Consider the following 25,618-nt stretch of genomic DNA (forward strand, 5'->3'; position numbering starts at 1 on the left):
GCATTACCGTTGCGCGTCCCGGAGGGACGGGCAACGCTCCTAACGTGGCCCATCTCTCCGAGATGCGCCACGCTCGTAACGTGATCCATCCCTTCGGGATGCATCACGCCCGCGAGGAAAGTCCCCCCACCTGTTCGGGCAGGTGACCGGACGCAAGTCCGGAGCGGGAGACCGCTGGCTCTGGAACAGAAACGACACGTCTCGGCCCGACCGATGATGCGCGCGAACCCGACCGAGAGGAAGGGGAGTTGACCCGCAGAGGATTGCGGTCGCGAAATCGTGGTTCGAATCCACAGATCGCGCTCGTCGCGATCGACCGCACACGGACGGCCGAGGATCGATGGAACGGCGAACCCTCACCGGTGCAAGTCCGCGCCGTGGTAGCCCGAACGCCCCGCGGCGCCGCCGCGGACGGCGCGGACGCTCAGCCGAATGCCGGGACGAACAGAAGGGGGCTTACTCCTCTCACCCGATTTTGTACCTCGAGTGGCGACTCCAAATACCCGTCTAGCACAGCACGCTCGAGTTCGTCTGCGATGGAGTCCTCGAAGGGAGTGGCTCGAGAACGGTGTTCGTCCGCTGCAGTCGACAGCCTTTGGCGACACTCGCAAATTTGCCACGAAAATGCGTCCTGACGGAGTCCAACGCGAGCGATAGCGAGCGTTGGGCACGTCAGGACCGAACGCAATAGCGAGTGCTGAGCAACGCGAAGCACTCGCAACAAGTGAGCGTCCTGACGGAGATTTGAACACGCCGAGACGTTCCGGGTCGCTCACTACGTTCGCTCCCGGGCTGCGACTCGTCTGCTCAAATCTCCGGGGAATTTCCTGCAGCACAGACCGCTCGCTACGCTCACGGTGTTGTGCTGCAGAGAAACGTCCTGACGGAGATTTGAACTCCGGTCCCTGGCTCCGCAAGCCAAGAGGATAGTCCACTACCCTATCAGGACTCATCTCTTCATATCCGCGTGGACAATAAAGCACTTTCGAAAGTTACCCGCCGCTGTACGACAATTTCCCTCACGACCGCTGGCTACCGGGCGGTAGTGAGGCCGCCACGGCGGAAGACGCGAGGCGCAGGTTTATATACTGGACCGCGACCAGGGGAAGCATGATCCGTCCCTCGAGACCCGCCGAGACGCGGGTCGACGCCGTCGCCGCTCCGACCGCGAAACCGGCTGATCCGCTGCGACTCGTCGGCCAGCGCGTCGAACCCAGCGGCGCAGCTGGACACCGAATGAACAACGCTTATGCGCGACCTACTCATGCACGAACATAGAATGAGCGACATCGAGGGCGTGTACGAGGACCTCGAGGCCGACGTCTCCCTCGAGGAGTTTCGCGAGGCCGTCGAGGCGAAAGTCGAGCAGATGGGGGGACTCGCGGACGAGGAGACGGCGGCGATGCTCGTCGCTCACGAAGTCGGCGAGAGCGAGGTCGGCGGCATCGCGGACATCGAACCGGGCATGGAGGAGGTGAAGTTCCTCGCCAAAGTCACCAGTATCGGTGAGATTCGGACGTTCGAACGCGACGGCGAGGACGAGGACGGCCGCGTCGCCAACGTCGAGGTCGCCGACGAGACCGGCTCCGTCCGGGCCGCCTTCTGGGACGACCACGCCGAAGCCGCCGTCGAGGAACTCGAGGAAGGACAGGTGCTGCGAATCAAGGGCCGCCCCAAGGAGGGCTTCTCCGGCGTCGAAGTCAGCGTCGACGACGTCGAACCCGACGACGACGTCGAGATCGACGTTCAGGTCTCGGACACGTACACCGTCGAGGCGCTCTCGCTGGGCCTCTCGAACGTCAACCTCGTCGGGCTCGTGCTCGACACCGACAGCGTCCGCACGTTCGACCGCGACGACGGCTCCGAGGGGAAGGTCTCGAACCTCGTGGTCGGCGACGAAACCGGCCGCATCCGTGTGACGCTGTGGGACGAACAGGCCGACCTCGCCACCGAGTTCGACCCCGGCGAGACGGTCGAGGTGGTCGACGGCTACGTCAAGGAACGCGACGGAACCCTCGAACTCCACGTCGGCAACCGCGGCGCCGTCGAGGAAGTCGACGAAGAGGTCGAGTACGTCCCCGAGAGCACGCCAATCGAGGACCTCGAGATCGACCAGACGGTCGACATCGCGGGCGTCGTCCGCTCCGCGGACCCGAAGCGCACGTTCGACCGCGACGACGGCTCCGAGGGGCAGGTCCGCAACATCCGCGTTCAGGACGCGACCGGCGATATCCGGGTGGCGATGTGGGGCGAGAAGGCCGACATCGATGTCGGCCCGGGCGACGAGGTCGCGCTGGGCGACGTCGAGATTCAGGACGGCTGGCAGGACGACCTCGAGGCCTCCGCGGGGTGGCAGTCGACGGTCACGGTTCTCGAGTCGGACGCGGAGCGTACTGCGGACGCCAGCGAGGCCGACGCGGGCGGCGCGAGCGACCAGAACGCCGGCCTGTCGGCCTTCGCCGGTGACGACGCCGGTTCCGACGCGGACGAAACCGGGGAGCGCGGCGTCTCGAGCGACGACGCCGGCGACGCCGCCGGAGCCGAAACCAGCGCCGATGCCGACGCCGACACCGACGACCCGTCCGACGGCGAGGAACTCGAGTTCACCGGCGTCGTCGTCCAGGCCGGCGACCCCGTCGTCCTCGACGACGGCGAGACGACGATGAGCGTCGCGACCGACGTCGACGTCGGCCTCGGCGAGGAGGTGACCGCCCGCGGGGTCGTCCGCGACGGGCGCCTCGAGGCAAACGACGTGTTCTGACGCCGCGAGCAACCTCATCGGGCGCCTAGGAAAAGCGTTAAGGGACTTTGCTCCGCCTAGCATGGTATGAACGTCGAACTCCCGTTCGCCCCGGTGGACACGATTATCCGGCGGAACGCGGGCGATCTTCGGGTGAGTGCCGACGCGTCGAGGGAACTCGCGACACGGATCCAGGAACACGGGAGCGAACTCGCGATCGACGCCGCCGAGGAGGCGACGGCGGACGGTCGCAAGACCCTGATGGCCGAGGATTTCGGGGTCGAAACGGTCGTCGACAAGGACGACCTCGAACTGCCGGTCGCCCCCGTCGACCGCATCGCCAGGCTCGAAATCGACGACCGATATCGCGTCTCGATGGACGCCCGCGTCGCCCTCGCGGACATTCTCGAGGACTACGCGGACAATGTCGCCCGGGCGGCCGCGACCCTCGCCCACCACGCCGACCGCCGAACGATCACCGACGACGACATCGAGACGTACTTCTCGTTGTTCGAGTGAAATGCAGTTCGGCTACAGCGAGATCTGTCTCGCACACGATCCCGGTTCGCGCCACCCCGAGACGCCGGACCGGCTACGGGCGATTCGGGAGCGACTGAAGAAGAAACACGGCGTCGAGTACGTCGAGGCCGACCCCTGCGATCTCGACCGGATGGCGGCCGTCCACGAGCGGGCGTACGTCGAGTCCGTCCGCGACTTCTGCGCCGACGGCGGCGGGAACTGGGACCCGGATACGACCGCCGTCGAGGAGACCTGGGACGCGATCTGCCACAGCGCCGGCCTCGCCTGCTGGGCCGTCGAGGCGGCCCTCGAGGGGGCGACCGGCCGCCGGACCCCCTTCTCGATCGGCCGGCCGCCGGGCCACCACGCCGTCTACGACGACGCGATGGGGTTTTGCTTCGTCAACAACGTCGCGGTCGCCGCCCAGCACGCGCTGGATTCGGACGCGTACGACGTCGACCGGGTCGCCATCGTCGACTGGGACGTCCACCACGGCAACGGCACGCAGGACATCTTCTACGAGCGCGACGACGTCTTCTTCGTCTCGTTGCATGAACAGGGCCTCTACCCGGGTACCGGCGCCGTCGACGAGACCGGCGAGGGGGCGGGCGAGGGGCGGACGATGAACGTCCCCATGCCCGCCGGGACGGACGACCGGGAGTACCTCGCGGCCGTCGAAGGACCGATCACGCAGGCGCTGACCGACTACGACCCTGACCTGCTCCTGATCAGCGCCGGGTTCGACGCCCATCGCCACGATCCGATCTCGCGCATTCGGCTTTCGACGGAGGCTTACGCCCTGATGACCGACCGCTTCCGGACGCTGGCCGACGAGACCGACGCCGCCCTCGCCTTCATCCTCGAGGGCGGCTACGGACTGGACGTCCTCGCGGACAGCGTCGCCATCGTCCACGAGACCTTCGACGGCCGCGAACCGGTCGAACCCGAGTCCGACTGCGGCGAGAAGGCCGAGTCGGCGCTCGAGGACGTGGCCGACGCGCACGGACTGGATCTGGACGTCGACGGCTGACGGCTCGGTTTTCGTTCAAATCCCGGCAGTCGGCGGACGCTGACTCCCCTTCACTTCAGCGAGTACGTGCTGATCGTGACTTATTGTGCTCGACCACTAACCAGCGGTATGAGCATTATCGCCGAGTTTTCCGTCAAATCGGATGACCTCGCTCTGAATCACGCACTCACAGCGGCTCCGCAGATGATCGTCGAGATCGAACAGGTCGTGGCGACGATGGAAGACCGGATTATGCCCTATTTCTGGGTGAGTGGTGGTGATCACGCGGAATTTGAAGCTGCGTTTCAGGAGGATGAATCCGTGACAAACATCGCCGTTATCGACGAAGTAGAGGGAGCGAAATTGTATCGAGCCGAGTGGACGGAAAACGTCCAGACTATCATCTATGCATACGTCGAGCTCGGGGCGACGCTCATGCAAGCAGTCGGTAAAGCGGAGGACTGGGAATTACGAATGCGATTCGACAGTCAGGACGCGCTCTCTGAATTTCAAGAATATTGTAACGACAACGATATTTCGTTCGAACTCAATCGAACTCAGGAACAGGAACAGCCGATGGCGAGCGCCCAGTACGATCTCACGCCGACGCAACGGGAGACACTGGTAACTGCGCTCGAAGCAGGGTACTATGAGGTCCCACGCGCGGTAACGATGCGGGAACTGGCGGAACAACTGGGGGTTGCGCAACAGACACTTTCAAATCGATTTCGAGCTGCATACAGCAATCTCATCACGAGCACGTTGACGATCAGCCATCCAGACGAGGAGAACGACTAGTTCATCAACAACGGAACGTTCGGCCGCTACTGACGAAAGTAGTACTATACAGCCCTTCACCTCTTCCGCAAGGGGTCTATTTATTCGTTCATGGTTGGGACTTCCGCCGAGTTCGATACGCTTCTCGAATTGTGTCAAGAGCAACACCGTCGCATCGTCCTCGCAGTACTCGCGAGCGAGAAACGATCGCTAACGGTGAACGATCTCACGAAGACGATCATCAAACACAATCACCACACTCCGCTGAGAGAGATTTCCAGCGAAGAATCGAGGCGGATTCGGCTGGAACTGCACCACGTGCATATCCCGAAGTTAGCGGACCAATCGCTCGTCGAATACGATCAGGAACGCAAACTGGTAGAACCAACGTCCCGACTCGATCAGTTGCAACCCCAGTTGTCAGCCATTATTGACGCTGATCCCGTTCTTGACCCACTAGTCGCGCTGTGAGAGTGTTCACAGTCATCTTTGAATGACGTAGTCCTTCGAGTACGTTCAGTCACGTGCAGAACAGAGACGACGGTCACTAGGCACGCCTCCACTTCAGTAGCAGAAATTCGTGGTCGGACGTCTCGCGACGTCGATCCGTCCGCGGCCGGCGCTCGAGTCCGACTCAGGGTCGCGGTTCGAAGTACCGCCGCAGCTCCCACCCGAACTCCCCGCACAGCGCCGCGATCTCGTCGCCGACCAGTACCTCGTACGCCGCTGCGAGGGCCGTCTCGACGTGGGCGCCGAGGCCGACGTCGAACAGGCGGTCGCTCTCGAGGAATGCCCGGGCGGTCGTGAACTCGCGGGGTCGCTCGGTAACGTACCGGTCGCCGTCGATGAAGGGGCCGTAGGCGTCGGGATCGCCGGCGTAGGCCTCGTAGAATCCCTCCGCGTGGCTACGGACGTGGATCGGCGGCCCGTCGTGGCGCTCGACGGCGGGGCGCTCCGCGACCGCGAGTTCGGCGAGGATCACCGCGGTGTCGTCCGCGAACGCCGTCGCGCGGAAGACGTCGAAACCGCGATCGTCGAGCCCGGTCGTGATGCCGTCGAGGGACTTCCGAAGCTGGGGATAGAGCTGGTCCTCGACGAGATCGGGCGCGTCGAACCGGATCGCGACCGGCGTCGTCCCGCGCCGCTCGAGGTGCTCCTTGAACTCGTTTTCCGTGAGTGGCTCGGGTTCGTCGGGTTCGAACACCTCGAGTCGGGGCTCCGCGAGGAACGTGCGGGCGTAGTGCTGGAGGCGGGCGACGTTTTCGGGCGCACAGACGGCGGCGACGTTTCGCTCGGGGTCCGTCGGGTCGATGACGACCAGCGGATCGTCGAACGTCTCCTGTCCGTGGTCTTCGGGATCGAGTTCGACCGGCAGCTGCCAGTCGCCCGCGGCCGCGAGCAGTTCGCGGAAGCCGCCGTACTCGAGCACGAGCAATTCGGTGAGGTAGCCGCTAAAGCCCCGCGTCCGGAGGTCGCTGCCGTAGGCGCCGATCCCCTTCAGGAACTGCTTGGCGAGGCGCACGTCGCTGGCGAGGTCGTCGTCGAGTCGCCGCTGGAGGTACTCGGTGTGGAAGGGCGTGCGGTCGACCGCCGAGCGGATCTCGGTGGCGGACTCGAGGCGAAAGCAGGGGACGACGTCGACGTCGAACCCCTCGACGGTCCCCTTGACGTAGGGGTGTTCGGCGTACTCTTCGTGGCCCTCCGGGAGCGTCACGTGGCCGACCTCGAGGCCGTATCGCTCGAGCGTTTCGCGCTCGAGGTCCGGCGGGAAGCGGACGAAGACGTCGATGTCGCGATCGCCGCTGATCCAGGTGTCTCTGGCGGTGGAGCCGACCTGCAGGACGTCGGCGTCGTCGCACAGGTCGGTCGCGGCGTCCGCGGCGCGCTCGGTCAGTCGGTCGGCGACCGCGCGGAGCCGCCGGCGTTCTTCGTCGTCGGGTTCGATCCGTGCTCGGACATCGGCGAGGACCGCCTCGAGGTCCTCCTCGTCGTCGCCCTCCTCTTCGCTCATCGTGTGGGGGTACTCGAGCGTTGCGTGAAAGGGTATCGAACCCGGGGCAAGCAAAACGAAAGCCCTATCAAATGCACTCGACTACCAGAGGATGAGCCGAAGTAGCTCAGATGGTAGAGCACCTCGCTGTTAACGAGGTTGTCCCAGGTTCGAGTCCTGGCTTCGGCGCTGTTTTCTCGACGAATGCTTGCGAGGAGCGGTCGCTCCGAGCAAATACGAGAGAGAAAACAGCGAGACAAACAGGACTCGAACACGCGAGTCGCAGCCAGCGAGGGATCGCAGATCCCTCGAGCAGTCGGTGTTCCGCACCGACGACCGCGCAGTGAACGAAGTGAGCGAGCAGGAACGTCTCGCATCTGTTCGAGTCCTGGCTTCGGCGTCCGACACATATCGGAGAAATTTTCGGGCTGACTGGAACGCGTAGCGTTCCGGTCGCGCTTTTACGAAACCAACTACTCGCGAGGAGCGATCGCTCCGAGCGAATCCAATGAGAATACCAGCGAAACCAGCCAAATTCGACCAGATACGTCCTAGTCTGGAACACAGCGAAGCGATCATTCCAGAACGTCTGGCGTGTTCGCGTCTCGACTCCGACTTTTTCGACACGTGTCTCGAGTCGTTCGCAGTTCCGAGGAGGGGACTGTGTTGACTCGAGAGTATTCGTCGTGGCCGCGAACCCTTTCCTATCGTGGACACTAGGGATCTCCAGGCCCTCCCCAGCCGATTCGCTCGTTCGCAGGCTCACTCGCTCATCCAACGGAAGACGCTCCGCGTCTTCCGGGCCGTTCGCTCGTTGAACTCGCGAAGACCTCGCACGACTTCGTGCCGCGGTTCACTAGCCGTTCACCGCGGTACAGCGCGCGCCACCGCAGGAGTGGCCCCGTCTTCGTGCTGTGGTTTATACCGAATCGAGCGGCGAGTCCGTGTATGCTCGATCGAACGACCTGCTACGAGAACCTCGAGCAGCCACAGAAACGCGGCCGAGCGACCGAAGCGATCATTCGGGCGGCGTTTGCGGTGCACGATATTCCCGTGTTGCTACCGACCCACGACGAGCCGTACGATCTGGTCGCGGAGGTCGGCGGACGGTTCCACCGAATCCGGTGTGAGACGGCCTATCGAAAGAGCGCGGGGACGGTCGCGTTCGAGACGGCCAGTGTACGGCCACCGGACAACTGGGACGGCCCGGAGGGCCAGACCGGCCGCGCGGAGTACTTCGCCGTCTACGATCCGGTCAACGACAACCGGTACCTGATCCCCGTCTCCGACGCTGCGACGGGAACGATGGAGATCCGATTCCGAGGACCGAAGAACGGCCAGCGAGCCGGGATCGACTGGGCCGAGGAGTACCTGCTCGAGGAGCGACTCGAGGCGCTACGGTGGCCGCCGTCGTAACTCGAGCAGAGTAGCCGGCTCGAGCGAGTCGGACGGCGCGTCGATCCGTCGGGACGGGCGAGGGATTAACGACCTCGAGCGAGGAAGTGACGGTATGCCAACCGACAGGGACGACCGACGGAGCACGGACGATCACGGCCACGACGTCATCGACCCGCTCTACGTCGGGATCGTGACGGTCTCGAGTTCGCGCGCACAGGCCGCCGAGGAGGATCCCGACGATCCGGGCGGAGATACGATCCAGGAGTGCTTCGAGGCCGAGGGCCACGAGGTTCAGGAGCGGCTGCTGGTCCGGGACGACTACTCCGCGATCCGGACGGCGGTGCGCGGGCTGGTCGCACGGCGGGACGTCGACGTCGTGCTCACGACCGGGGGGACTGGGGTCACCGCGGACGACGTCTCGCCGGAGGCGACGTCGTCGCTGTTCGAGCGCGAACTGCCCGGATTCGGCGAACTGTTCCGGTCGCTCTCCTGGGACGAGGTCGGCACCCGCGCGATGGCCTCCCGCGCGACGGCGGGAATCGCCGTCGACACGCCGGTCTTCTGTCTCCCGGGGAGCACGAGCGCCTGCGAAACGGCCTGCGAGCAACTCATCGTCCCCGAGGTGCCCCACCTCGCGGGATTGGCGACCCGCCACCGCGCCGGGACGACCGATCCGACGCTCGAGGAGTATCAGGAGTAGAGCAGACCAGTCGGCTCACCTGAACCAGCATTTATCCGCTTCACGGGCGTATCCTCGAGTACTATGTGTCACCACATCGAATCCGTCACCGAACTCGAGGCCGACGAGCGCAAAGACGTTCTCGAGTCCCACGACCGGGAAGAACTGGAGGCAGAGTTGAGCGACGAGGAACTCGAGGCGCTGACCGCGTAACGCTGCCATTTTTCTTCCGGTCGAACCGGACAGCAAGCGTTAATTAGAACGCGCGATTTCTACCCGATGAAGGGCCCTTAGCTCAGTCTGGTTAGAGCGCTCGGCTCATAACGCGATCTGACGTCGTGAGGTCGTGTGGGATACCGAGTGGTCGATGGTTCGAATCCGTCAGGGCCCATCCGGATTCTGGATGGTTCGAATCCAAGGGACGGCGTCGGGGTGTATTTAAACGACGCGTCGTAAGCCGTTTAGGGTCCGTTCATTTTTTGAACGGGGGTCGGCGCCGTCGTGCGGTTCGCTAGGATCCAAGTAGTGGGGATAGCCTATAATCGTTAGGGATAATGAATCTATGTTGGCACTAACTCTCTGGGGGCTCGCTTACCGCACATTCGTAACAGACAATTCCAGTGCTAATCGAGTGGAGTGGATTCCTTTCTGATAGTGTCGCCTTACAGCGGTCGCACGAAACAGTCTCCGTCGCACCGATCCCGCCTCCATACCCGATTCGTAGCGATCGCTCCACAGAACCAGCGGATAAGGTGAGATCGAGTTCTCCCCGTTCGTATTGGATCACCGTCGCTGCCACTGGCGTAATTCTCACCTTCAAGGCGTGTCGATCGCGGATCTCGAGTTGCTTCTTCGGAAATCCGGATTCCCGACGGTGACGAATATCAGCCACCTCGTCTTCGAGGTCCTGTTGCTGGGCTCTGAGCTCCTTCCGTTCTCGCAGTGAGGCCGCACGCTCGTCTCGCTCCGTTGTCTCTTGAACGGTCCGCTCTAACTCGTCAATTCGGGTAGTCAACGATGCTATCTCTTCTTCCAATTCCTCAATTCGCTGCTGCTGGAGCTGACGATATTCTTCGAGTTCGCGATCCGCGGCTCGAGAAGCGTTCTCGTGAACTTCGTCTATCTCCGGTTGGATCGCGTCACGAACTTCGTTTCGCGCTTCGTCCAGTACATCCCGGACTTTCTCGGGAGTCTTCTCAATAGACGTATCCGCCAGCCGATTACGATCCACGTTCGTCGAATTGAGATACGTGTCAGTCAGTCCGGGTAGCGGTTTACTCGATTGCGTGTCGATCGTAATGGCCCGCAGTAGTTCGGTCTGATACTCGCTTACCGTCTCGATACTAATTCGGAAGAGCAGGGCAACCGCCGTACGATCGTAATACGGTGTGAACGCCTTCTCGGCGACTTCGATTCGATCTTCTGCGATCCATTGCGGCAATTGAATTCCTTCGGTATCTACCGTAACAGATATCCATCCGAGAGGCGACTCCGTCGAGACGTCCTCAACCAATTGCTGAAAAAAGGAACTCTCAGGGTTGAGTGGCTCGCCGTTCTCGTCAACCTCAGCGTCAGTCGCCGAGCAATTGAGGTTGAGTTCTTCACCTGCGAAGGGTGTATTCGCACCGTCAGGAACGGTGACCAGCCACTGATCACCATTCACGTCGATCGAACTGTCGAACGACTCGAAGTATCGTCGAGTGAACTGTTCGACGGCCGATTGCGTAATAGGGACTGCAGCGTCAGTCATCGCTCGCCCCCAGATCGAAGCCCTCGAAGACACCAGTGTTGAACTCCTCGAGTTTATCCGCCAGTTCACGCTGCTCCTGCAAATCCACGGCCATCGCGTCGAAATCGTTCTCTAAGTCAACTTCCGAATCGGCGGAGACCAACCGTTCGAAGATTTCGTCTTCGAAGTTAGTACCGGATTCCTCCAGGCGAGTGAGGATGGTGCTCAGTTCGCCGACGCTCTGTTGGAATAGGTCGATCTTATGGAAGAGACGATCGAGAACGTACTCCTCGATGGTGTCCTTGAGCGCCATGTTGAACACGTATATCTCTCGCTTTTGTCCGATCCGATGGATTCGTCCGATTCGTTGTTCGACTTTCATCGGATTCCACGGGAGATCGTAGTTGACCATAATATTACAGAACTGGAGATTGCGTCCTTCGTTCATCGCGTCCGTAGAAACTAACACTCCACCCTCTTCTTCGAAGTTTTTCACGATGTCCTCTTTCTCTTGACTCGAGTGCCCGCCGTGAAACGCGTGAACGGTGTATCCTTCGGTCGCAAGTTTGTCGAGGATTTGTCGCTGCGTCGCTCTAAACTGGGTAAATACGATAACGCGCCCCATCTCGACGTGTTCACGGGCTTCTTCGACGATATCGAGAAGTCGTTCTTGCTTCGTGACCGCGTCGATGCTATCGATCAAATCGAGTATCGATTCGAGTTCGCTCTCTTGTGCGAGCTCGGATTGATCCTCCAAGCGCATTTCGATCGTTCCACGGAGGGCCGCAGGACTGCTAACGACCTCTTTCTGGAGAAGCATGAGGACGAGCTTCTGACCCTGATCTTTGCTGTAGGCCCCACGAACGTACTCCGATACGGCGTCGTAGAGTTCCCGCTCTTTCGGAGTGGGATCAAACGTGCGCGTGTCTATTTTCCGCTCGGTGAAGTCGATATCCGTGTCGGCTCGTCTGTTTCGAATCATCACCTTGTTGAGCCGAGTCTGAAGTTCGTTCCGGTTCACGAGGGTTTCCTGATCGCTATTGATGAAATAGTGGTGAAACGCGTCTCGCGTTCCGAACAGCCCAGGACGAAGGAGCGAGATAATGTTGTAGAGATCGGTTAGTTCGTTCTGAATCGGCGTCGCGGTCAGGAAAAACGCGTAGTGATAGGAGAGATTATCGATCAGATCGTATCGGTCCGTTTCCTCGTTTTTGACGTAATGTGCTTCGTCGAGCACCAGTACGTCCCAATCTCGAGCGAGGACATCGTCGCGATGGCGGTCGCTTTTCGCCGTGTCGATGCTTGCGATAACGTAATCGTGTGCGTCGAACCCGTCGAATTCGTCGTCGTAGTTGCACACGAAGTCGAGACCGAATTTCTCGAGGAGTTCGGCCTGCCATTGCTTCGCCAACTGCGCCGGTGTCAATACGAGTACCGAGTCGTCGGTATCCCGATAATGCATCTCCTTGAGGATCATCCCAACCTCGATCGTCTTTCCGAGGCCGACTTCATCCGCGAGGAGCGCCTTTCCGTCCATCTCAAAGAGCGCTCGGTAGGCTGCGTCCACCTGATGCTCGAGCATCTTGACGGACTCTTCCTCGAGTTCCCTCAGAGACCGCATTTCGTTGTCCGGCTGGCCAGCCTGAAGTCGAAGGGCCTGGATCGTCAGAAGATGATTCTCGCCCGCTTCGGGATCTACCGTCGAATCGGCGAACGCATCGGCGTCTTCGTGCGTGACCTCGATGTCGACGAGGTCGTATCCGTCCATGTGACAGCCAAGTCAGTTGTTCTCTAAATACGTTGGGTCCGATTCTCCCGTTACAGATCGAAAAATCCCCGACGGAATAGAGTGATATCTGAGATCCGATCGAAACTTCGCGAAATCATCTCACCACAGTGTTTATTGCCCCTAAATGTGGAAGTCTAGACAGTGACTAATGGCTGAAAGTGAGACACTATCCCGAACGCTCGAAGATACGGTTACGCTGAGCCGCGAGCTACGGGAAGAGGGGCAGATCGACGGGCAGGTCAAACTGTACAACGTCGACGACGAGGACGAGTTCGAATCCGACGCCGATCTCTTTTTCGAGCGCACGATGATGACCAACGGTCTTCGGGAAGCGCTCACGATTCTCCGCGATGCGCTCACTGGCGAGGACCCTCGAGGAACGCACATCCTCTACGGGCCGTACGGCAGCGGGAAGTCCCACCAGATGGTCGCGCTCTATCACTGTTTCAACGATCCGGATTCTGCAGGTTCGTGGGCGGACGGAATCGATGGCTTCGCGGACTCGCTACCAGATACAGCAGCCCCGATCACCGTCGCGATGCAGAACGAGCAGTACGAGCACCTCTGGGAACCGTTTTTCGAGGGCCTCGATTACGATCCGGGGACCTACGAATCCGGCGGCTATCCCGATATGCAGACCATTCAGGACGCCGTCGGCGATGAGACGGTCGCGTTCTTCGTCGACGAACTCGAGGACTGGTTCGATACGCTCAGCGGAGATCGAAGGAGCGCGAATCAGGGATTCTTGCAGGCGCTACTGGAGTCGACCGCGCTCTCCGATCTCGAACTCTATACGATCGTCTCCGTTCTGCGCGAGGGATCCGAGGTCCACAACATCTTGAACCGCGAACAGGCGGTCGAAGTCAACATGAACAATCAGGTGGACAAGCGCGAAGTGCTTCGCCACCGCCTGATCGACTCGGTTGACGAAGCTGCTGCAAGAGAGATCGTCAACGGGTACTTCGACGCGTACGAGCAGGGCGATCACGTCGACATTCCCGACGGGTTGCTCTCCGAAATGCACGACCTCTATCCGTTCCATCCCGTGCTGCTCGATGCCCTCGAGACGCGCTACTACGCCGACGAGGGTAATCAGAACACGCGCGGGATGATCTACCTCTTCTCGAAGGTTTTGCTCGAGATGCGCGATCAAACCGATCTCATCACGCACGGAGATATCGACGCGATCGAGTTCGAAAACGAGTTAGCGAAGATCAATTACGAGCGGTTGAACGCTGCAACCGGCGACATCAAGAACCGCGTCGACGAGGCCGAAGTTCCGCACGGTCGCCGAGTGCTGAATACGATCCTCCTCTACTCACTCAAGCCGAGCGAAGGTGAAGGTGCGGACGTGTCCGAGATCGTCATGGGTGCGTACCACACGGGTGATCTCATCTCCGACGTGGTACTCAACCTCGAGCGGCTCCACGGCGTCGCCTGGCACCTCCACAAACTCAACGGAAAGTACGCGATCCGCGACCGACAGAATCCAAACGCGCTCATCAGGAACGCGGCCGTCGACGTCTCAGAGCGGTCGGCAAAAGCCGAGATCGCGGACATCATCGAAGGGATCTTCGGCTCGAATACCTACCCGGTCGGGTTTCGGACAGACGACATTCGCGAAATTCCCGACGGCCGCGACGTGAAAGTCGTCGTCAAGGATAGCCGGTGGACGCAGGACGAGGTCAAGCGCGTCATCACGAACGACGGCCGAGGGCGAGAGTGGCGAAACACGTTCGTCTTCGTGCAGCCGTCCGGTGAGAAAGCGATCGAGTCGGGGACGCGATACATCGACAAAGCCCGATACATCGAAGGAGCGCGGCAAGTACTCGCGGACGAGTCGTTAGAAGGCGAGATTCGCGAATCGATCCGCGAGATGAAGTCCCAGGAGGAGAACGAACTCCGAGAAGAGTTGCAGCTCCTCTACGGCGAGGTACTCGACGGCGACGATCTACTGAACGAGTTCGATCTCGTCGCCCCGATGGACCTCGACGTATTCGTGGTCGAGGGGGACGAGTTGAGCGCTTCGAACATCGCGGACTCGGCTTCGGCGGATCCGTACGACCTCCAGACGGAGGTCTGGCCGATCGTCGAAGACCTACTCGAGCGAAGGGGCGAAATTTCGATCGAGGACGTGTACGAACAGTTCCTTCGCGATCCCGAGCGCCCGATCCCGGGAAGCTCCAACGACGTACTGAACGCGACCGTGAAAGCGCTCGAAGACAAGCCGGTGCTCGCTCGGGACTCGAGCGGATTCCGCGACGAACTCACGGGGAGTTCGCTCGACACGGTCCTCGTCCACAGGGACGGAATCGATATCTGGGACGTCGACGAGGTCGAGCAAGATCTCAGACAGCGTTTCGGAAGCGGAACGACAGCGATCGATATCGGCGACCTCGAACTGGAGTTACTCGAGAACAACGACATTTGGATCGACGGCGATAGTCGCGATATCGTGATGCGGGCGATCGGTCGGTTGAGCCAGGACGATCAGTACGTCATCGTTCGCGGGAACGAAATCCTCGACAGGGGACAACCCGACGCGACCTTGCGCTACGTCGGCGACGCGACGGTGATCAGTGCGTCGGAAATCTCTGAGCGGATCGACGCACACGTCGAGAAACACGGCTACGCCAATCTCGAAACGATCGTCGGTGAAATACGCGCCGACGAATCGGTCTTCCTCCCCCCCGACGAGACCGAGTCCGAGACGCTCGAGGCGGTGAACGACTTCCTGGTCGACGACTACGTTCTCGAGGCCGGCGGGCGCTATCTCGAGTCGCTCGGCGACCGGGACCCGACGAGGGTCAAACTCGTTCCGACGGTTTCCGAGCGAATCGAGGGGAAGATTCTCGAGTACATCGAGGGTCGCGAGCCGGGCGACCAGTTTACGGTCGGGAAGGTCGCCGATCGGTTCGACGAGAGCGTGACCGAAGATTCGGTGAAGACATTCCTGCTTCAGCACCTGGGTCGCGACGACGACCCGGAGTACGTCGTCGGACCGACCGGCTCGGAGAAGGCGACGGACTGGGTGAACGGCTATCCGTTCCGCATCCCCGAGTCCGGCGGCTGGCGCTTCGAGTACAACGGCGACGACGTGGTGGAGCTGCGTCGCAAGTGGCGGAACAATCACCAGGACGGTGCGGTCGATTACGGCGACGTCACGTTCATGCTCCCGGACAAGGAGGGAGTTCCCGGAGCCGTTCAGGGAACCGTCGACGTCGAGCGGACGCAGGTGAACCTGACGCTGAACTCCGGACAGGAGTACACGAAGGTGCAGGATCTATTCGAACTGATGCCGGACGAAGCCTCGAGTCTGAAGATCGAGATCAGCTTCGAGTAACTCGATACAGTCCATTTTAATCGCGCAACCGATCCAATATTGACCATGTTGAGTCCAGAATAAACGGAGTGTCGAGGTGTCGCCCCGGCCTGAGATCAACACCAATTCGATGATTGAAAAACGGTAGCCGAGGTGAATACTCAGAAATATGGTTACAGGGCATCTCAAGGGGCTTCTCGTCGTTGCTGAATAAGTCGTCACCATCGAATTCGTCAATGTAGTATACAGGATACCCGGTATACTCGGATAGCGTGTTCTGTCGTCGTTGGAACTCCTCACGCCGACCAGGCGTACGGTAACAAACTAAGTCGAGACAATGAATCAGTTGTAAGTTATTAATTCGTTCGACGACAGCGGAATCAGACACCGTAATTCGATTTCCTTCTTCTCGAAGTTGATAGCATTCCGGATCGTATAGAAGTAGTAGAAGATCGGGACCGAGTGGACAGAATACTTGCAACCCGCAGCTCTCCCAACGACCGATGGCGTACGCTGGCTCGTTTCGGAAGTAGGGATTGTCGAGGACGATCGGGTGATCGCTCGCGATGAACTCAGACGGAGATTCATTGACCACCAATAACGGCTCGAGTCCCTTGAGCAACGGATACCAGGAGAACGCTTCGAAGAGCTTTCGCATATGGAGGCGGCGGCTGAACTTCTCCGGGCTTGTCCGCAGTAACTCAACCGATTCGTCTGGAATGTCTCTTTCCAGCTCACCGCTCGCGATTCGTTCACCAAGTATTTGAACGATTTCCTCGAGAGCAATCCGCATTCCCCGAGTCCGGGCACGTTGAAAGAGGATAAACCCGCCAAGATGACGGAGATCCATTTGGGATAGACCGTCTAACGATTCCGTTTTACGTATTTTCCGAAGAACCGGTAAGTAAGCGTTCTCGATTCTAGTGAAGGCGTCCTCTAGTTTGCGCCCCTCCTCATAGAAATAGTTTCGAGTGCAGAGTTTCGCGATACGCTCTTCAAATTCGCGACCGCTCTCGAGGTGATAGATCGGTAAATATCCAGTTCGATCATCGTCGTTAAAGAAGGCGAGGTAGTGACGAGGGACGTAATGCTGGGACTTCTTCGGAGGCACAAACAGATACTCCTCATTGAATAATCAAATAAATATTGATTCAGCATATTTGATAGCAGCGGAGAAGGAGTGTTAGATATGAGTAAAAATTCAGGGATGATAAAGTATGGACTCGGAAATATTCTGTTCAACGCATTTCCGATGTATATTTTTGGAAGCGGAATTCTGACCGCCCTCGAATTCTTCCAGGCAGTAACCGTGTATAGAGATGCTGCATACGCCGTTCGGGTGGCAGCTAATTACTATATCTCGAAACTAACACCGTTTCCGTTAAACGAATTCCTGACGGCGGCTGGGTTTTCCGAGGTAGGTTTGAATGTGGGTCTAGCAGTCGTCATTGGTGCAGTTGTCGCGAGTATCAAATGGCGTAGGAACGTATAACTGTTTATCGAGATTATTCAATCCATCATTCATCAGATAGTCGAAATAGATTATTCTGCTGGAGGAGATACAGACTGTTCGGGTCCTTCGCGGGATGTATTGCGGAATGTGTCTACAATATGTTCTTTAATCAGTTGTTCCCGCTGCTCGACGAAATCCGGGAATTTTTCGAGCGTGTGTAACGTTTCATCTTCCGGGATCAGATGCCGTTCCCGATACTCGTCTGTACGTTCAGAGAGCCACTCTGCAATCGTTTTTTCTCCCTTGTCGAAATGCTCGTCTTGACCCAACAGTTGCAGGTTTCCGGGACGATCCTTGAGTTCTTCACACCGCCTTGCAGTCTCGGCGTCTAACCCATGGTCAACACGGAGATCGGTTTCGTCTAACCGGTCTCGATTGAATATGTGGTCGACCTCGTACTCGATATTTTCGTTGAGTGTGTTGGGGAAATAGATGAGTGACAGGAAGAGGTAGATTTTCTGTCGGGTATACGACGTACTGTCGAGAAGTCCCTGAACTACTTCTTCATCGAAGCCAACGACTTTCCCGAGACTGTTCATCTCACGGTGAATCTGAGATAACGGGAACTCATCCGCTGGCGCATCGGCAATCGCTTTGCGAGATCGGTCGAGGACCTGGTCAGGTCGAGTGGTGAACGCACTATTCAATAGGGCGGACGTGAGCCAGAAGTAGATCCGTTTTCGTGTCTGTCTGCCTTCGATCGACGTCCATTGAACGTCGGGATTGGTGTTCGCGTGGAAGAAATAAATGAGCGGAATAATCGCATTGTCACTCGTCAGGCTTCGGCCGTCGATTCCCACTTCAACGAGGAAGTTCAAGGCTCGGCGGACGGCCGGTTCGAAGTCGCCCTCCTCCCACGTCCGTCGTATCGCTGCCAAGTTTTCGTCTGTGAAATTAGCGATACGGTACTCGGCGGAGATGTCCGATAGTACTAGCAGTGTCTTTAGGACGAAGTCAATACCGAGTCCGAAATCAGCATCGCTGTACGTGTGATTAATCTCGTCGACGAAAGAGGTGATCGCCTCTCGAGCGTCGAGCGGATCGCTCGTATCGCTCGTCCATTGTGCCGTCGCCATCGAAAGGAGGATTTCGGATTTGCTCAGCTGCGTCCCGCCCTCGTTCGTACGCAAGAAAATATCTAGAACACGTTCGTTGTCGCTGGTGTCCTCGGGATAGAAGTTGATGATGTCGTTATTGTGGATCGTATTGTAAAGAGCCATAATATTGTTCTGAAGGTAGCTCTCTTTCTCTGGCGGGAGTTCCTCCAGTTCAGGAGCGTCCTTGATCGCCATTGCGTCCATCAAATTTTCGGCCTCGAGGATGTCCCCTACCCAGTACCAATAGTTCTCCGTGGATTGTTCGACGTTTCCGGCTTTGAACTGGAAGTCATAGCGCATTTTCAGCTCGTCATTGCTCACTTGGTTGGGATCAGAGAGTAAGTTTAGATAGAGCCGCTTACGCTCGTAGGAGTCGCGCTCTGCGTTTGGGAAATACGGTTTCTTTACGATGTACGTTCCAGTGAGACCGATATAGAGTGCTGTTAGGCGCTGTTGTCCGTCGAGAACCAGTGTGAGTTCGTTGGGCAGCCCAAATCCGTCTTGAAGCTTCGGGTTGTGATGGTGGGCGTCCGAGAATTCGGATTGGACGATACTGCGTTCGACGTAGTTCTGAACGAAGCGGTATTTAATCTGCTGTTCAACCTGTTCTCCATTGACCTCCCAAAAGAGGAACGAACCGATCGGATACTCTCGGAGGATTGAGTCGAAGAGTTGTTTTACTTGGTCCGGACCCCAGACGAACTCCCGCTGGATCGCGGGTACGAAGATCGACTCGTTCAGCTTTGGGACGACCTTCGCGATCGTAGTCGATTGAAACCCCATAGCACAATGCTGTCGACGCAATCATAAATAATCCTCTTACTCAGAAGATAGTAGTAGAGTGTTCGATATAGTGCTGCCATTTTATTCAAATAGTACCTTCACAAAGAGTATAGAAGACAGTTTTACTGAATGGCGTCTAAAACGGTATCTGCGTCAAGATTATTTTCATCACTTAATCCTGACGAGTAATATTCCTCAATAGCATTAATTGACAAGGTTCTCTCTAAGTCATCTATATCAGACAATACTTGCTCGATGCAGTGGTCTAAGCCATAGTGGTTGCTAACCTGTCCTAGCTGATAATCGAAATTAGCCATGTATTCCAGATACTGACTTAGAGTTTGTTTTTCCTCACTTGAGGCAGGTTTGTTGGTATCATTCCAAAATTCACCCGCATGGATTAGGAATGCTTGAGCTGCTTTTAGATGACCTCTTCGTTTTTCACGTGCGGATTCGTTTTCAATAATATAATCACGTTGTAGATCATGGCAGCGAAAAACGGTCTCACCGGTTGCAGTCACCCGTCGTTTTACAATCGCACGTTGATGCAAATTTGATAACAATTGTCTGACTTCTGCCGAGGTTCGGTCTGTCATCTCGCTCAACAAATGTGGTCTTAGTTCCCGAAGAACACATGAATCACGAAGAAGTTGTTCTTCCTCAACGGACAATTGATTGAGGAGACTACTTTCTAAGTACTGAATTAGCTCTGGTTCATTAAGAGGGCTGTCATTCAAGGCGTTCTCCAGCCCATTATTATCAGCGAGCTTCAATAACTTATCTATAACAAAGGGGTGACCACGGGTGCGGTTATAGATTTCACCGATTACATCTCCTTCTGGAGAGAAGCCTCTTTTATGAACTAATCTCTCTGTCGCAGAATCGTCTAACTCACCTACTGCCACACGTAATATATTTTCAGGCTCATTAGGAATATGTCGAGAAGATCCGATATACCAAGTAACGTTCTCCGGGAGATCGCGTGCAATTTCACGGAAGATGGCATCAAATCTTTCCGCTCGTTTTTCCCCTAGTCTTTCCACATCATACTGATCTACTATTATTGCGATCTGTTCGTGTTTTTTTGATTCGCTACCGATGATGTCGAGAAGAAAAGACACAGGATCAATTGTTGCCGTTATATCTTCACTAGAGTTGAAGAGTTTCGCTAAGATAGCACCAATCGCAGTACTCCCTATTCCTCCGGATGGATCAATAGGTGAGGTGGTTCTCGCTATTGATCTTACGGCTGCTGGGGAAAGTTCTTCTTTTATACGATCTATTACTGAGTCCGGAAATTCTTCCTCCCAGGTCTCCAATAGACGTTGGAAAAATATTTGTACTGTATCTGGATCACCGATCTCATACCAAATCACGGGGATTTCTTCTGATTCACATTTCACTGCAAACTCTTCAAGAAGAGCAGTTTTTCCAAAACCGCTAGGGCCTGAGACAGTATACATCTGTGCATCTGATTCAGGACGTAGACCGTTGCGCATACGATTCAGTTCTGATGTCCTATTCACAAACGGATCCGCGACACTCATTGACCGATATTTTGTTTGAGGAGGTCATAATAGCTATGGGGAGACAACGGAACTTCCCAAACAAATATACGGATAGGGAAACCCTTGAGGATTAACTACTATGCCTGATGGCTCGGGACAACAACGTCGAACGGAACTCCCTATCGAAAGAGGGTTTCCCATCGAACGGGTCAACGAGATTGCTGAAAAAGAGGGACGGGCGAAGATGTACTATCGCCCAATCTACACGATGCATAAGTGGTGGGCGCGACGCCTGGGCTGTGTCTTCCGTGCTATTTCTCTCTACACGCTACTTGACGACCCGGAGAAAGTACAGGTGTTCGAGCCCGGTCACGAGGGCAGTACACTTGCTGATTACGGCGACGACACTGGTGGCGAGTCTGACCTCGACATCGCCTCACTACTTGAACGTGTAGATATGACCGACCCGGAGAGTCTCTGGGAGCTTTATCCGAAGGATGTCCGCATCGAGGACAAGAAGATTCTCGACCCATTCATGGGCGGCGGCACGTCGCTTGTCGAGGCGTCACGCTTCGGCGCTGAGGTCGTCGGCAACGACCTGAATCCTGTTGCGTGGTTCGTTACGAAGAAGGAACTCGAAGCCGGGCAGACCGACGTCGAAGAACTTGAAGAGGCTTTCGAGAAGGTGAAACTGGATGTTGCCGACGAGATTACGCAATACTACAAGACACCCTGTCCGAACGGCGATCACGAGGCCGACGTGATGTACAACTTCTGGGTAAAGGAGTTGGACTGTGTCTCTTGTGGACATACAGTTCCGCTGTTTAAGGACTATCGCGTCGCCGCAGGGCGCTACGAGAATGATGACAAGTACAACATTCTCTGTCCGGACTGTGGTTCGGTCACTTTGGTAGATGACTGGCAGTCGGAGAGTGTCTGTAACGACTGCGGCCACGGTTTCGTTCCGAAGGAAGGAAACGTTTCACGTGGCGGGAAGTACAACTGTCCAGACTGTGGCCAGAAGTACGCGATCACGGACGCAATTCAAGAACAAGGACCTCCCGACTTGCGCCTCTATGCTCTAGAGTATTACTGCGAACATTGTGACAACGCGGGCGAAGATAAGAGCGCCTACAAGGGGTACAAGCAGGTAGAAAGCTACGACGTTGAGCTTTTCGAGGAAGCAAAGAGTGAGTGGGAAGAAAGTGACGCACTGCATAAGTACGTTCCCAATGAAGACATCCCAGAGGGTGCTATAACTGCGGCTTCATCGATCAGTGGCAACGACGTGTTCCAACATGGCTACGAGACCTGGCAGGATATGTTCACAGAGCGTCAACTACTGTCGCTCGCTAAGCTATTTCGTTCAATCGAATCTGTGGACGATCAGAACCTCTCTGAATACCTTCTCTTAGCGGCTTCTGAGTCTCTACGGTATACGAATAAGATGGTGTCATATAATACAACATACAATAAAATTGGAGATTTCTTCCGAAATAACTCTTTCACACCACCGACCTATCCAGTTGAAAATAACGTGTGGGGCGCTAAGTGGGGGAGCGGGACGTTCAGTTCTATGTTTCAAATGGTGAAGACAGGCGTCGAATACGCAAATTCACCCACCGAACGCTACGTAGAGAACGGTGAGACCGTAGAAACGCCAGAATTCTCACATCCTATCGGGGAATCCGCTAAAATTCACCAAGGCGATATGCGTCAACTTGACTACGAAGACGAGTTTGACGCCGTCATCACTGATCCTCCGTACTACGACAACATCATTTACTCCGAGGTGGCGGACTACTTCTACGTCTGGCAGAAGGTACTTCTCGAAGACGAGTATCCCGGATTCGACCAAGACAAAACGCCTCGTGCGGAGTCGATAGTCACGAATCCATACCTTGAGAAAACTTCCGAAGACTTCGAATCCGAACTCGGACAAGCCTTCGCGGTCATCAAGCGCTCACTTAAGGACGACGGGTCACTCACGTTTACCTATCATCACAGCGACTCCGAATCGTGGGGAGAACTTCTCGAATCGCTCTGTAACGTCGGATTCGAGGTAACAGCGACGTACCCGATCACCGCAGACATTAACAAGTTCATTGGTGGCGAAGCAGTCTCCTTCGACATCATCGTTGTCGCCCGTCCCCTCGACGACACCGAACCAGCCTCGTGGAAGTCGCTCCGCCGCGACATCTATCGCACGGCCCGTCGTACCCGCAAGCAACTTGAAGAGAACCGCGACCTCTCCCGCGGCGACATCGGCGTGATGGAGATGGGCGCGTGTTTCCGCGAGTACTCCAAGCACCACGGCAAGGTGCAGCGCGCCGGAGAAATTATGTCCGCAAAGGAGGTCGTCCAGGAAATCTACGGAATCATCCAGGAAGCCAGCGACATCGGTGTCGAAGATGTGTTTGTTGACCTGCTGGACACTCCGAGTCCCTCCTTCGACGACGTCAACAAACTCTGCCGCGGCACGAACGCGACGCCCCAGGACCTCAAGGAGATGCGCCTCTACAACCAGGACGACGGCTTCGAACTGGGGACGTGGGACAACGAGAAGCGTCGGGCGTATATTGAGGAGCGAGCCAACGGCGACGGCGGCGATCACCTCTCGAACCTCGACAAGCTCCAGTTCCTCCGGTACCGCTACGACAAGGGGCAGGCGGTCCAGAACTACGTCGATAAGTGGGGCGTTGATGACGACCTCCGAGAACTCGCCGGCCGGCTCGCAGACGTGACCGGGGACGATACGTACACTCGAGTGCTCGGCGATCGGGATATCACGAGTTACTAACTACAGGCCTGAAGTCGGGATTTGTTGTCGTGATTTTCGTCACCGTGCGGGGTACGAATGAGGTTCGGCTTCTCTGTAGAGAACCGTCTGACCCACATCTGAGGAATGCTACAATGACCCAAGTGATGAGATATGCGAATGTAGACCCAGTGATATGATGTTCATATCGGAGAATGAATAGGGTGCTCGTTTTTCACTGCGGTAAACGGCCTACGACACTGAAACGACTAAAAGTCTCTACACCTTATAGTCCGAAAATGGCTGGCCCTGGACAAATCCCCGGACGATACAATCTCGTAATCAAAGGCGCCTATGACACCTTTGATCATCAAGTTCCGATCGCCGAGTTCATCGAGCAGCTTCGATCGGACGACGTCCCCAACGAACTCTGCGTCGTCGGCCTCGAGGACGCGTTCGAAGAGGACGAGTTGATCGACCAGCTCGCCCTCGAGATGGACAAACGAGCGAACGACCTGGAGTACCAGAGCCCGACGATCCAGTTCGCGATCGAAGGATCGTTCCACCGGACCGGGAAGACGTACGATCTGCGATACGACGGAACGCTCTACTCGCTACGGGACGTCTTCGGCTCGCAAATGGATCGGAAAGAAGACGGGGACTGGTTAGTCGTACCGTTCTAAGCTCGCGTCGTCTGATCGGTCCAAACGGGAGTGATTTCTAAGCCAGTCAGTAATCGGCTCGATTATCCGGCTGCGAATCGTATAGATCGGGACAGCATTTCTCCTAGCTCTTTCAAGTACTCGAGAGAAGGTGGTAAATGAAGGGGGGACGAGAGCACCTTATTCCGGATCGTCTTCATTGGCACACGTCCGGGACAATTGTCTCAACGTACGATCCGAAAGATCCGCCGAAAATCGCCCCGATATACGATGACAGAATCGTGCTCTCAAAAGCCACCGTTGCACCAGTGGATTTATGCGTCCTAGTGAACCACCTAGAGATATGAGCCTAGAAGATACCGTCCGAGAATTAGAGGAACGTCTCGAAATGAGCCGTAGCGAAGAGGTCGAAGAAACCGGACGGACTGTCGCGCGGCTCCAGGATTAATCTTACTCGAGGTCTTTGAGTTCCGCTGCGAATTCGTGCTTTGAGAGAGCGTCTGCTTCGAGAAGAGCGGTCTTTCCCGTCCGGCGAACGGCATCCTCTGTGAACTCGATCCAGAGCTCTTCGTGTTTTTTGGCGTAGTGTCTCCACCTCTCGCTGGGCTGCATATCCAATTCGTAGTTATCGAGCCGAATCTCGATTTCGTGCTTTCGCTCGAGTACGTCACACCCGAAGTTCTCGAGATACTTGAAGCGATCTCCCTTCCGTCGGACGGTTACGAGTCGTTTGGACCGATTGATGTAGTCATTGACCCATTCCATCCAATCGTACTCGGCCGCACCGTCCACTTGTATTGCCGTATCCGGCATGGAGAAATCCGGATCCACTCGACGAAGGTAGAGTTGAGCCATCCCGATCGAGGTTCGATGGTTCGCGTTCGGTAGCGGATGCTTGAGAATGAGATTCGACGCGAGTCGACCCGCAACTTCGGTTGCGGTCCCCTCCCAATCGACTTGGTTGAGCGCGGGTGCGATGTCTTCGGCGGAGATGTCCTTGTAGGCTCGGACGCGCTTTCCCTCTTCTTCGTAGTTCTCCTCGAGAACGTTTCTGAAGACTTCGACGAGCCTGGTCGCAATGACGCTATTTGCAGGGGACAGCGATTGGATGTACTCGGATAAATCGTACTCCATCGCATCGGCAGGTCCACTCGCTCCGGATGCGGTATAGACGACGTAGACGGTCCGATCTAACTCGTACTCCTCGACCTTGACTGATTTGTGGCCGTCGTAATTCACGACGCGCTGGCCAACCGCTTGGAGATCGGGATTGACGAAATCTAGCGAGAACTGTTTATCTCGCTCGTGGTGATAGAAGACGCGGTTTACCATCTCGTAGCGAGGA

General features: G+C 57.1%; 19 protein-coding genes, 3 tRNA genes and 1 other RNA gene. 15 read left to right on the forward strand and 8 right to left on the reverse strand.

The window, feature by feature from the left end; genetic code table 11:
• The first annotated feature begins 23 nt into the window (after positions 1-23).
• Positions 24-471: RNase P RNA component (gene rnpB / locus J0X25_RS27390), an RNA gene on the forward strand.
• A gap of 405 nt (positions 472-876) precedes the next feature.
• Here the strand turns inward: rnpB and J0X25_RS27395 are convergent.
• Positions 877-949 (reverse strand) — tRNA-Arg (locus J0X25_RS27395).
• Between the two features lie 330 nt (positions 950-1,279).
• On the opposite strand from J0X25_RS27395, the gene J0X25_RS27400 reads away from it, so the two are divergent.
• The 5 genes from J0X25_RS27400 to J0X25_RS27420 all read left to right on the forward strand — a co-directional run bounded on the left by J0X25_RS27400 (position 1,280) and on the right by J0X25_RS27420 (position 5,516).
• The gene (locus J0X25_RS27400) at positions 1,280-2,761 is read left to right on the forward strand and encodes a single-stranded DNA binding protein (RefSeq protein ID WP_207290700.1); all 1,482 of its coding nucleotides are present in this window, start codon (positions 1,280-1,282) and stop codon (positions 2,759-2,761) included.
• Between the two features lie 66 nt (positions 2,762-2,827).
• Positions 2,828-3,259 (forward strand): histone family protein, encoded by a 432-nt coding sequence (locus J0X25_RS27405; protein ID WP_207290701.1) that lies wholly within the window; start codon positions 2,828-2,830, stop codon positions 3,257-3,259.
• Position 3,260: 1 nt separating this feature from the next.
• Entirely contained in the window at positions 3,261-4,289 is a 1,029-nt protein-coding gene (locus tag J0X25_RS27410; RefSeq protein WP_207290702.1) for a histone deacetylase family protein, read from the forward strand.
• A 108-nt stretch (positions 4,290-4,397) separates the two neighbouring features.
• Positions 4,398-5,066 (forward strand): helix-turn-helix domain-containing protein, encoded by a 669-nt coding sequence (locus tag J0X25_RS27415; protein WP_207290703.1) that lies wholly within the window; start codon positions 4,398-4,400, stop codon positions 5,064-5,066.
• A gap of 90 nt (positions 5,067-5,156) precedes the next feature.
• On the forward strand, positions 5,157-5,516 hold the full coding sequence (locus J0X25_RS27420; protein WP_207290704.1) for a DUF7344 domain-containing protein: 360 nt from the start codon (positions 5,157-5,159) through the stop codon (positions 5,514-5,516).
• A 163-nt stretch (positions 5,517-5,679) separates the two neighbouring features.
• Here J0X25_RS27420 and cca read toward each other — a convergent pair whose 3' ends face one another.
• Positions 5,680-7,056 (reverse strand): CCA tRNA nucleotidyltransferase, encoded by a 1,377-nt coding sequence (gene cca, locus J0X25_RS27425; protein ID WP_207290705.1) that lies wholly within the window; start codon positions 7,054-7,056, stop codon positions 5,680-5,682.
• 95 nt (positions 7,057-7,151) lie between these two features.
• On the opposite strand from cca, the gene J0X25_RS27430 reads away from it, so the two are divergent.
• The 5 genes from J0X25_RS27430 to J0X25_RS27445 all read left to right on the forward strand — a co-directional run bounded on the left by J0X25_RS27430 (position 7,152) and on the right by J0X25_RS27445 (position 9,503).
• Positions 7,152-7,224 (forward strand) — tRNA-Asn (locus J0X25_RS27430).
• 759 nt (positions 7,225-7,983) lie between these two features.
• Entirely contained in the window at positions 7,984-8,451 is a 468-nt protein-coding gene (locus J0X25_RS27435; RefSeq protein ID WP_207290706.1) for a group I intron-associated PD-(D/E)XK endonuclease, read from the forward strand.
• A gap of 94 nt (positions 8,452-8,545) precedes the next feature.
• A complete protein-coding gene (locus J0X25_RS27440; RefSeq protein WP_207290707.1) occupies positions 8,546-9,133 on the forward strand; it encodes a MogA/MoaB family molybdenum cofactor biosynthesis protein in 588 nt (195 codons plus the stop codon).
• Positions 9,134-9,196: 63 nt separating this feature from the next.
• Entirely contained in the window at positions 9,197-9,325 is a 129-nt protein-coding gene (locus J0X25_RS39800) for a hypothetical protein (protein ID WP_284145200.1), read from the forward strand.
• A gap of 71 nt (positions 9,326-9,396) precedes the next feature.
• Positions 9,397-9,503: transfer RNA gene (locus tag J0X25_RS27445), tRNA-Ile, on the forward strand.
• Positions 9,504-9,683: 180 nt separating this feature from the next.
• On the opposite strand, the gene J0X25_RS27450 is transcribed toward J0X25_RS27445, so the two are convergent.
• Both J0X25_RS27450 and J0X25_RS27455 read right to left on the reverse strand, forming a co-directional pair.
• Positions 9,684-10,862 carry a hypothetical protein gene (locus tag J0X25_RS27450; protein ID WP_207290708.1) on the reverse strand — a complete coding sequence of 393 codons (1,179 nt, stop codon included), beginning with the start codon at positions 10,860-10,862 and terminating at the stop codon, positions 9,684-9,686.
• Positions 10,855-12,609: a DEAD/DEAH box helicase gene (locus J0X25_RS27455; protein ID WP_207290709.1), complete on the reverse strand. Its 1,755-nt coding sequence runs from the start codon at positions 12,607-12,609 to the stop codon at positions 10,855-10,857. Before J0X25_RS27455 ends, J0X25_RS27450 begins: the two co-directional genes overlap by 8 nt.
• 169 nt (positions 12,610-12,778) lie before the next feature.
• Between J0X25_RS27455 and J0X25_RS27460 the strand changes: the two genes are divergently transcribed.
• A complete protein-coding gene (locus J0X25_RS27460; protein ID WP_207290710.1) occupies positions 12,779-15,973 on the forward strand; it encodes a DUF499 family protein in 3,195 nt (1,064 codons plus the stop codon).
• Positions 15,974-15,989: 16 nt separating this feature from the next.
• On the opposite strand, the gene J0X25_RS27465 is transcribed toward J0X25_RS27460, so the two are convergent.
• Positions 15,990-17,063 carry a DUF4238 domain-containing protein gene (locus tag J0X25_RS27465; protein WP_207290711.1) on the reverse strand — a complete coding sequence of 358 codons (1,074 nt, stop codon included), beginning with the start codon at positions 17,061-17,063 and terminating at the stop codon, positions 15,990-15,992.
• A gap of 78 nt (positions 17,064-17,141) precedes the next feature.
• Between J0X25_RS27465 and J0X25_RS27470 the strand changes: the two genes are divergently transcribed.
• Positions 17,142-17,444, forward strand: coding sequence for a hypothetical protein (locus J0X25_RS27470; RefSeq protein WP_207290712.1), 303 nt, complete (start codon positions 17,142-17,144; stop codon positions 17,442-17,444).
• Between the two features lie 50 nt (positions 17,445-17,494).
• Here the strand turns inward: J0X25_RS27470 and J0X25_RS27475 are convergent, their stop codons facing one another.
• Positions 17,495-19,345: a DUF262 domain-containing protein gene (locus J0X25_RS27475; RefSeq protein ID WP_207290713.1), complete on the reverse strand. Its 1,851-nt coding sequence runs from the start codon at positions 19,343-19,345 to the stop codon at positions 17,495-17,497.
• A gap of 122 nt (positions 19,346-19,467) precedes the next feature.
• Positions 19,468-20,892 carry a winged helix-turn-helix domain-containing protein gene (locus J0X25_RS27480; protein ID WP_207290714.1) on the reverse strand — a complete coding sequence of 475 codons (1,425 nt, stop codon included), beginning with the start codon at positions 20,890-20,892 and terminating at the stop codon, positions 19,468-19,470.
• Between the two features lie 100 nt (positions 20,893-20,992).
• Between J0X25_RS27480 and J0X25_RS27485 the strand changes: the two genes are divergently transcribed.
• Together J0X25_RS27485 and J0X25_RS27490 are read left to right on the forward strand one after the other, a co-directional pair.
• Complete coding sequence (locus tag J0X25_RS27485) at positions 20,993-23,653, forward strand: DUF1156 domain-containing protein (RefSeq protein WP_207290715.1); 2,661 nt, start codon at positions 20,993-20,995, stop codon at positions 23,651-23,653.
• 257 nt (positions 23,654-23,910) lie between these two features.
• On the forward strand, positions 23,911-24,294 hold the full coding sequence (locus tag J0X25_RS27490; RefSeq protein ID WP_207290716.1) for a DUF8076 family protein: 384 nt from the start codon (positions 23,911-23,913) through the stop codon (positions 24,292-24,294).
• Between the two features lie 429 nt (positions 24,295-24,723).
• Here the strand turns inward: J0X25_RS27490 and J0X25_RS27495 are convergent, their stop codons facing one another.
• On the reverse strand, positions 24,724-25,605 hold the full coding sequence (locus tag J0X25_RS27495) for a DUF8172 family protein (RefSeq protein ID WP_207290717.1): 882 nt from the start codon (positions 25,603-25,605) through the stop codon (positions 24,724-24,726).
• Positions 25,606-25,618 lie beyond the last annotated feature (13 nt).

Source organism: Haloterrigena alkaliphila (assembly GCF_017352155.2).
GTDB lineage: Archaea > Halobacteriota > Halobacteria > Halobacteriales > Natrialbaceae > Haloterrigena > Haloterrigena alkaliphila.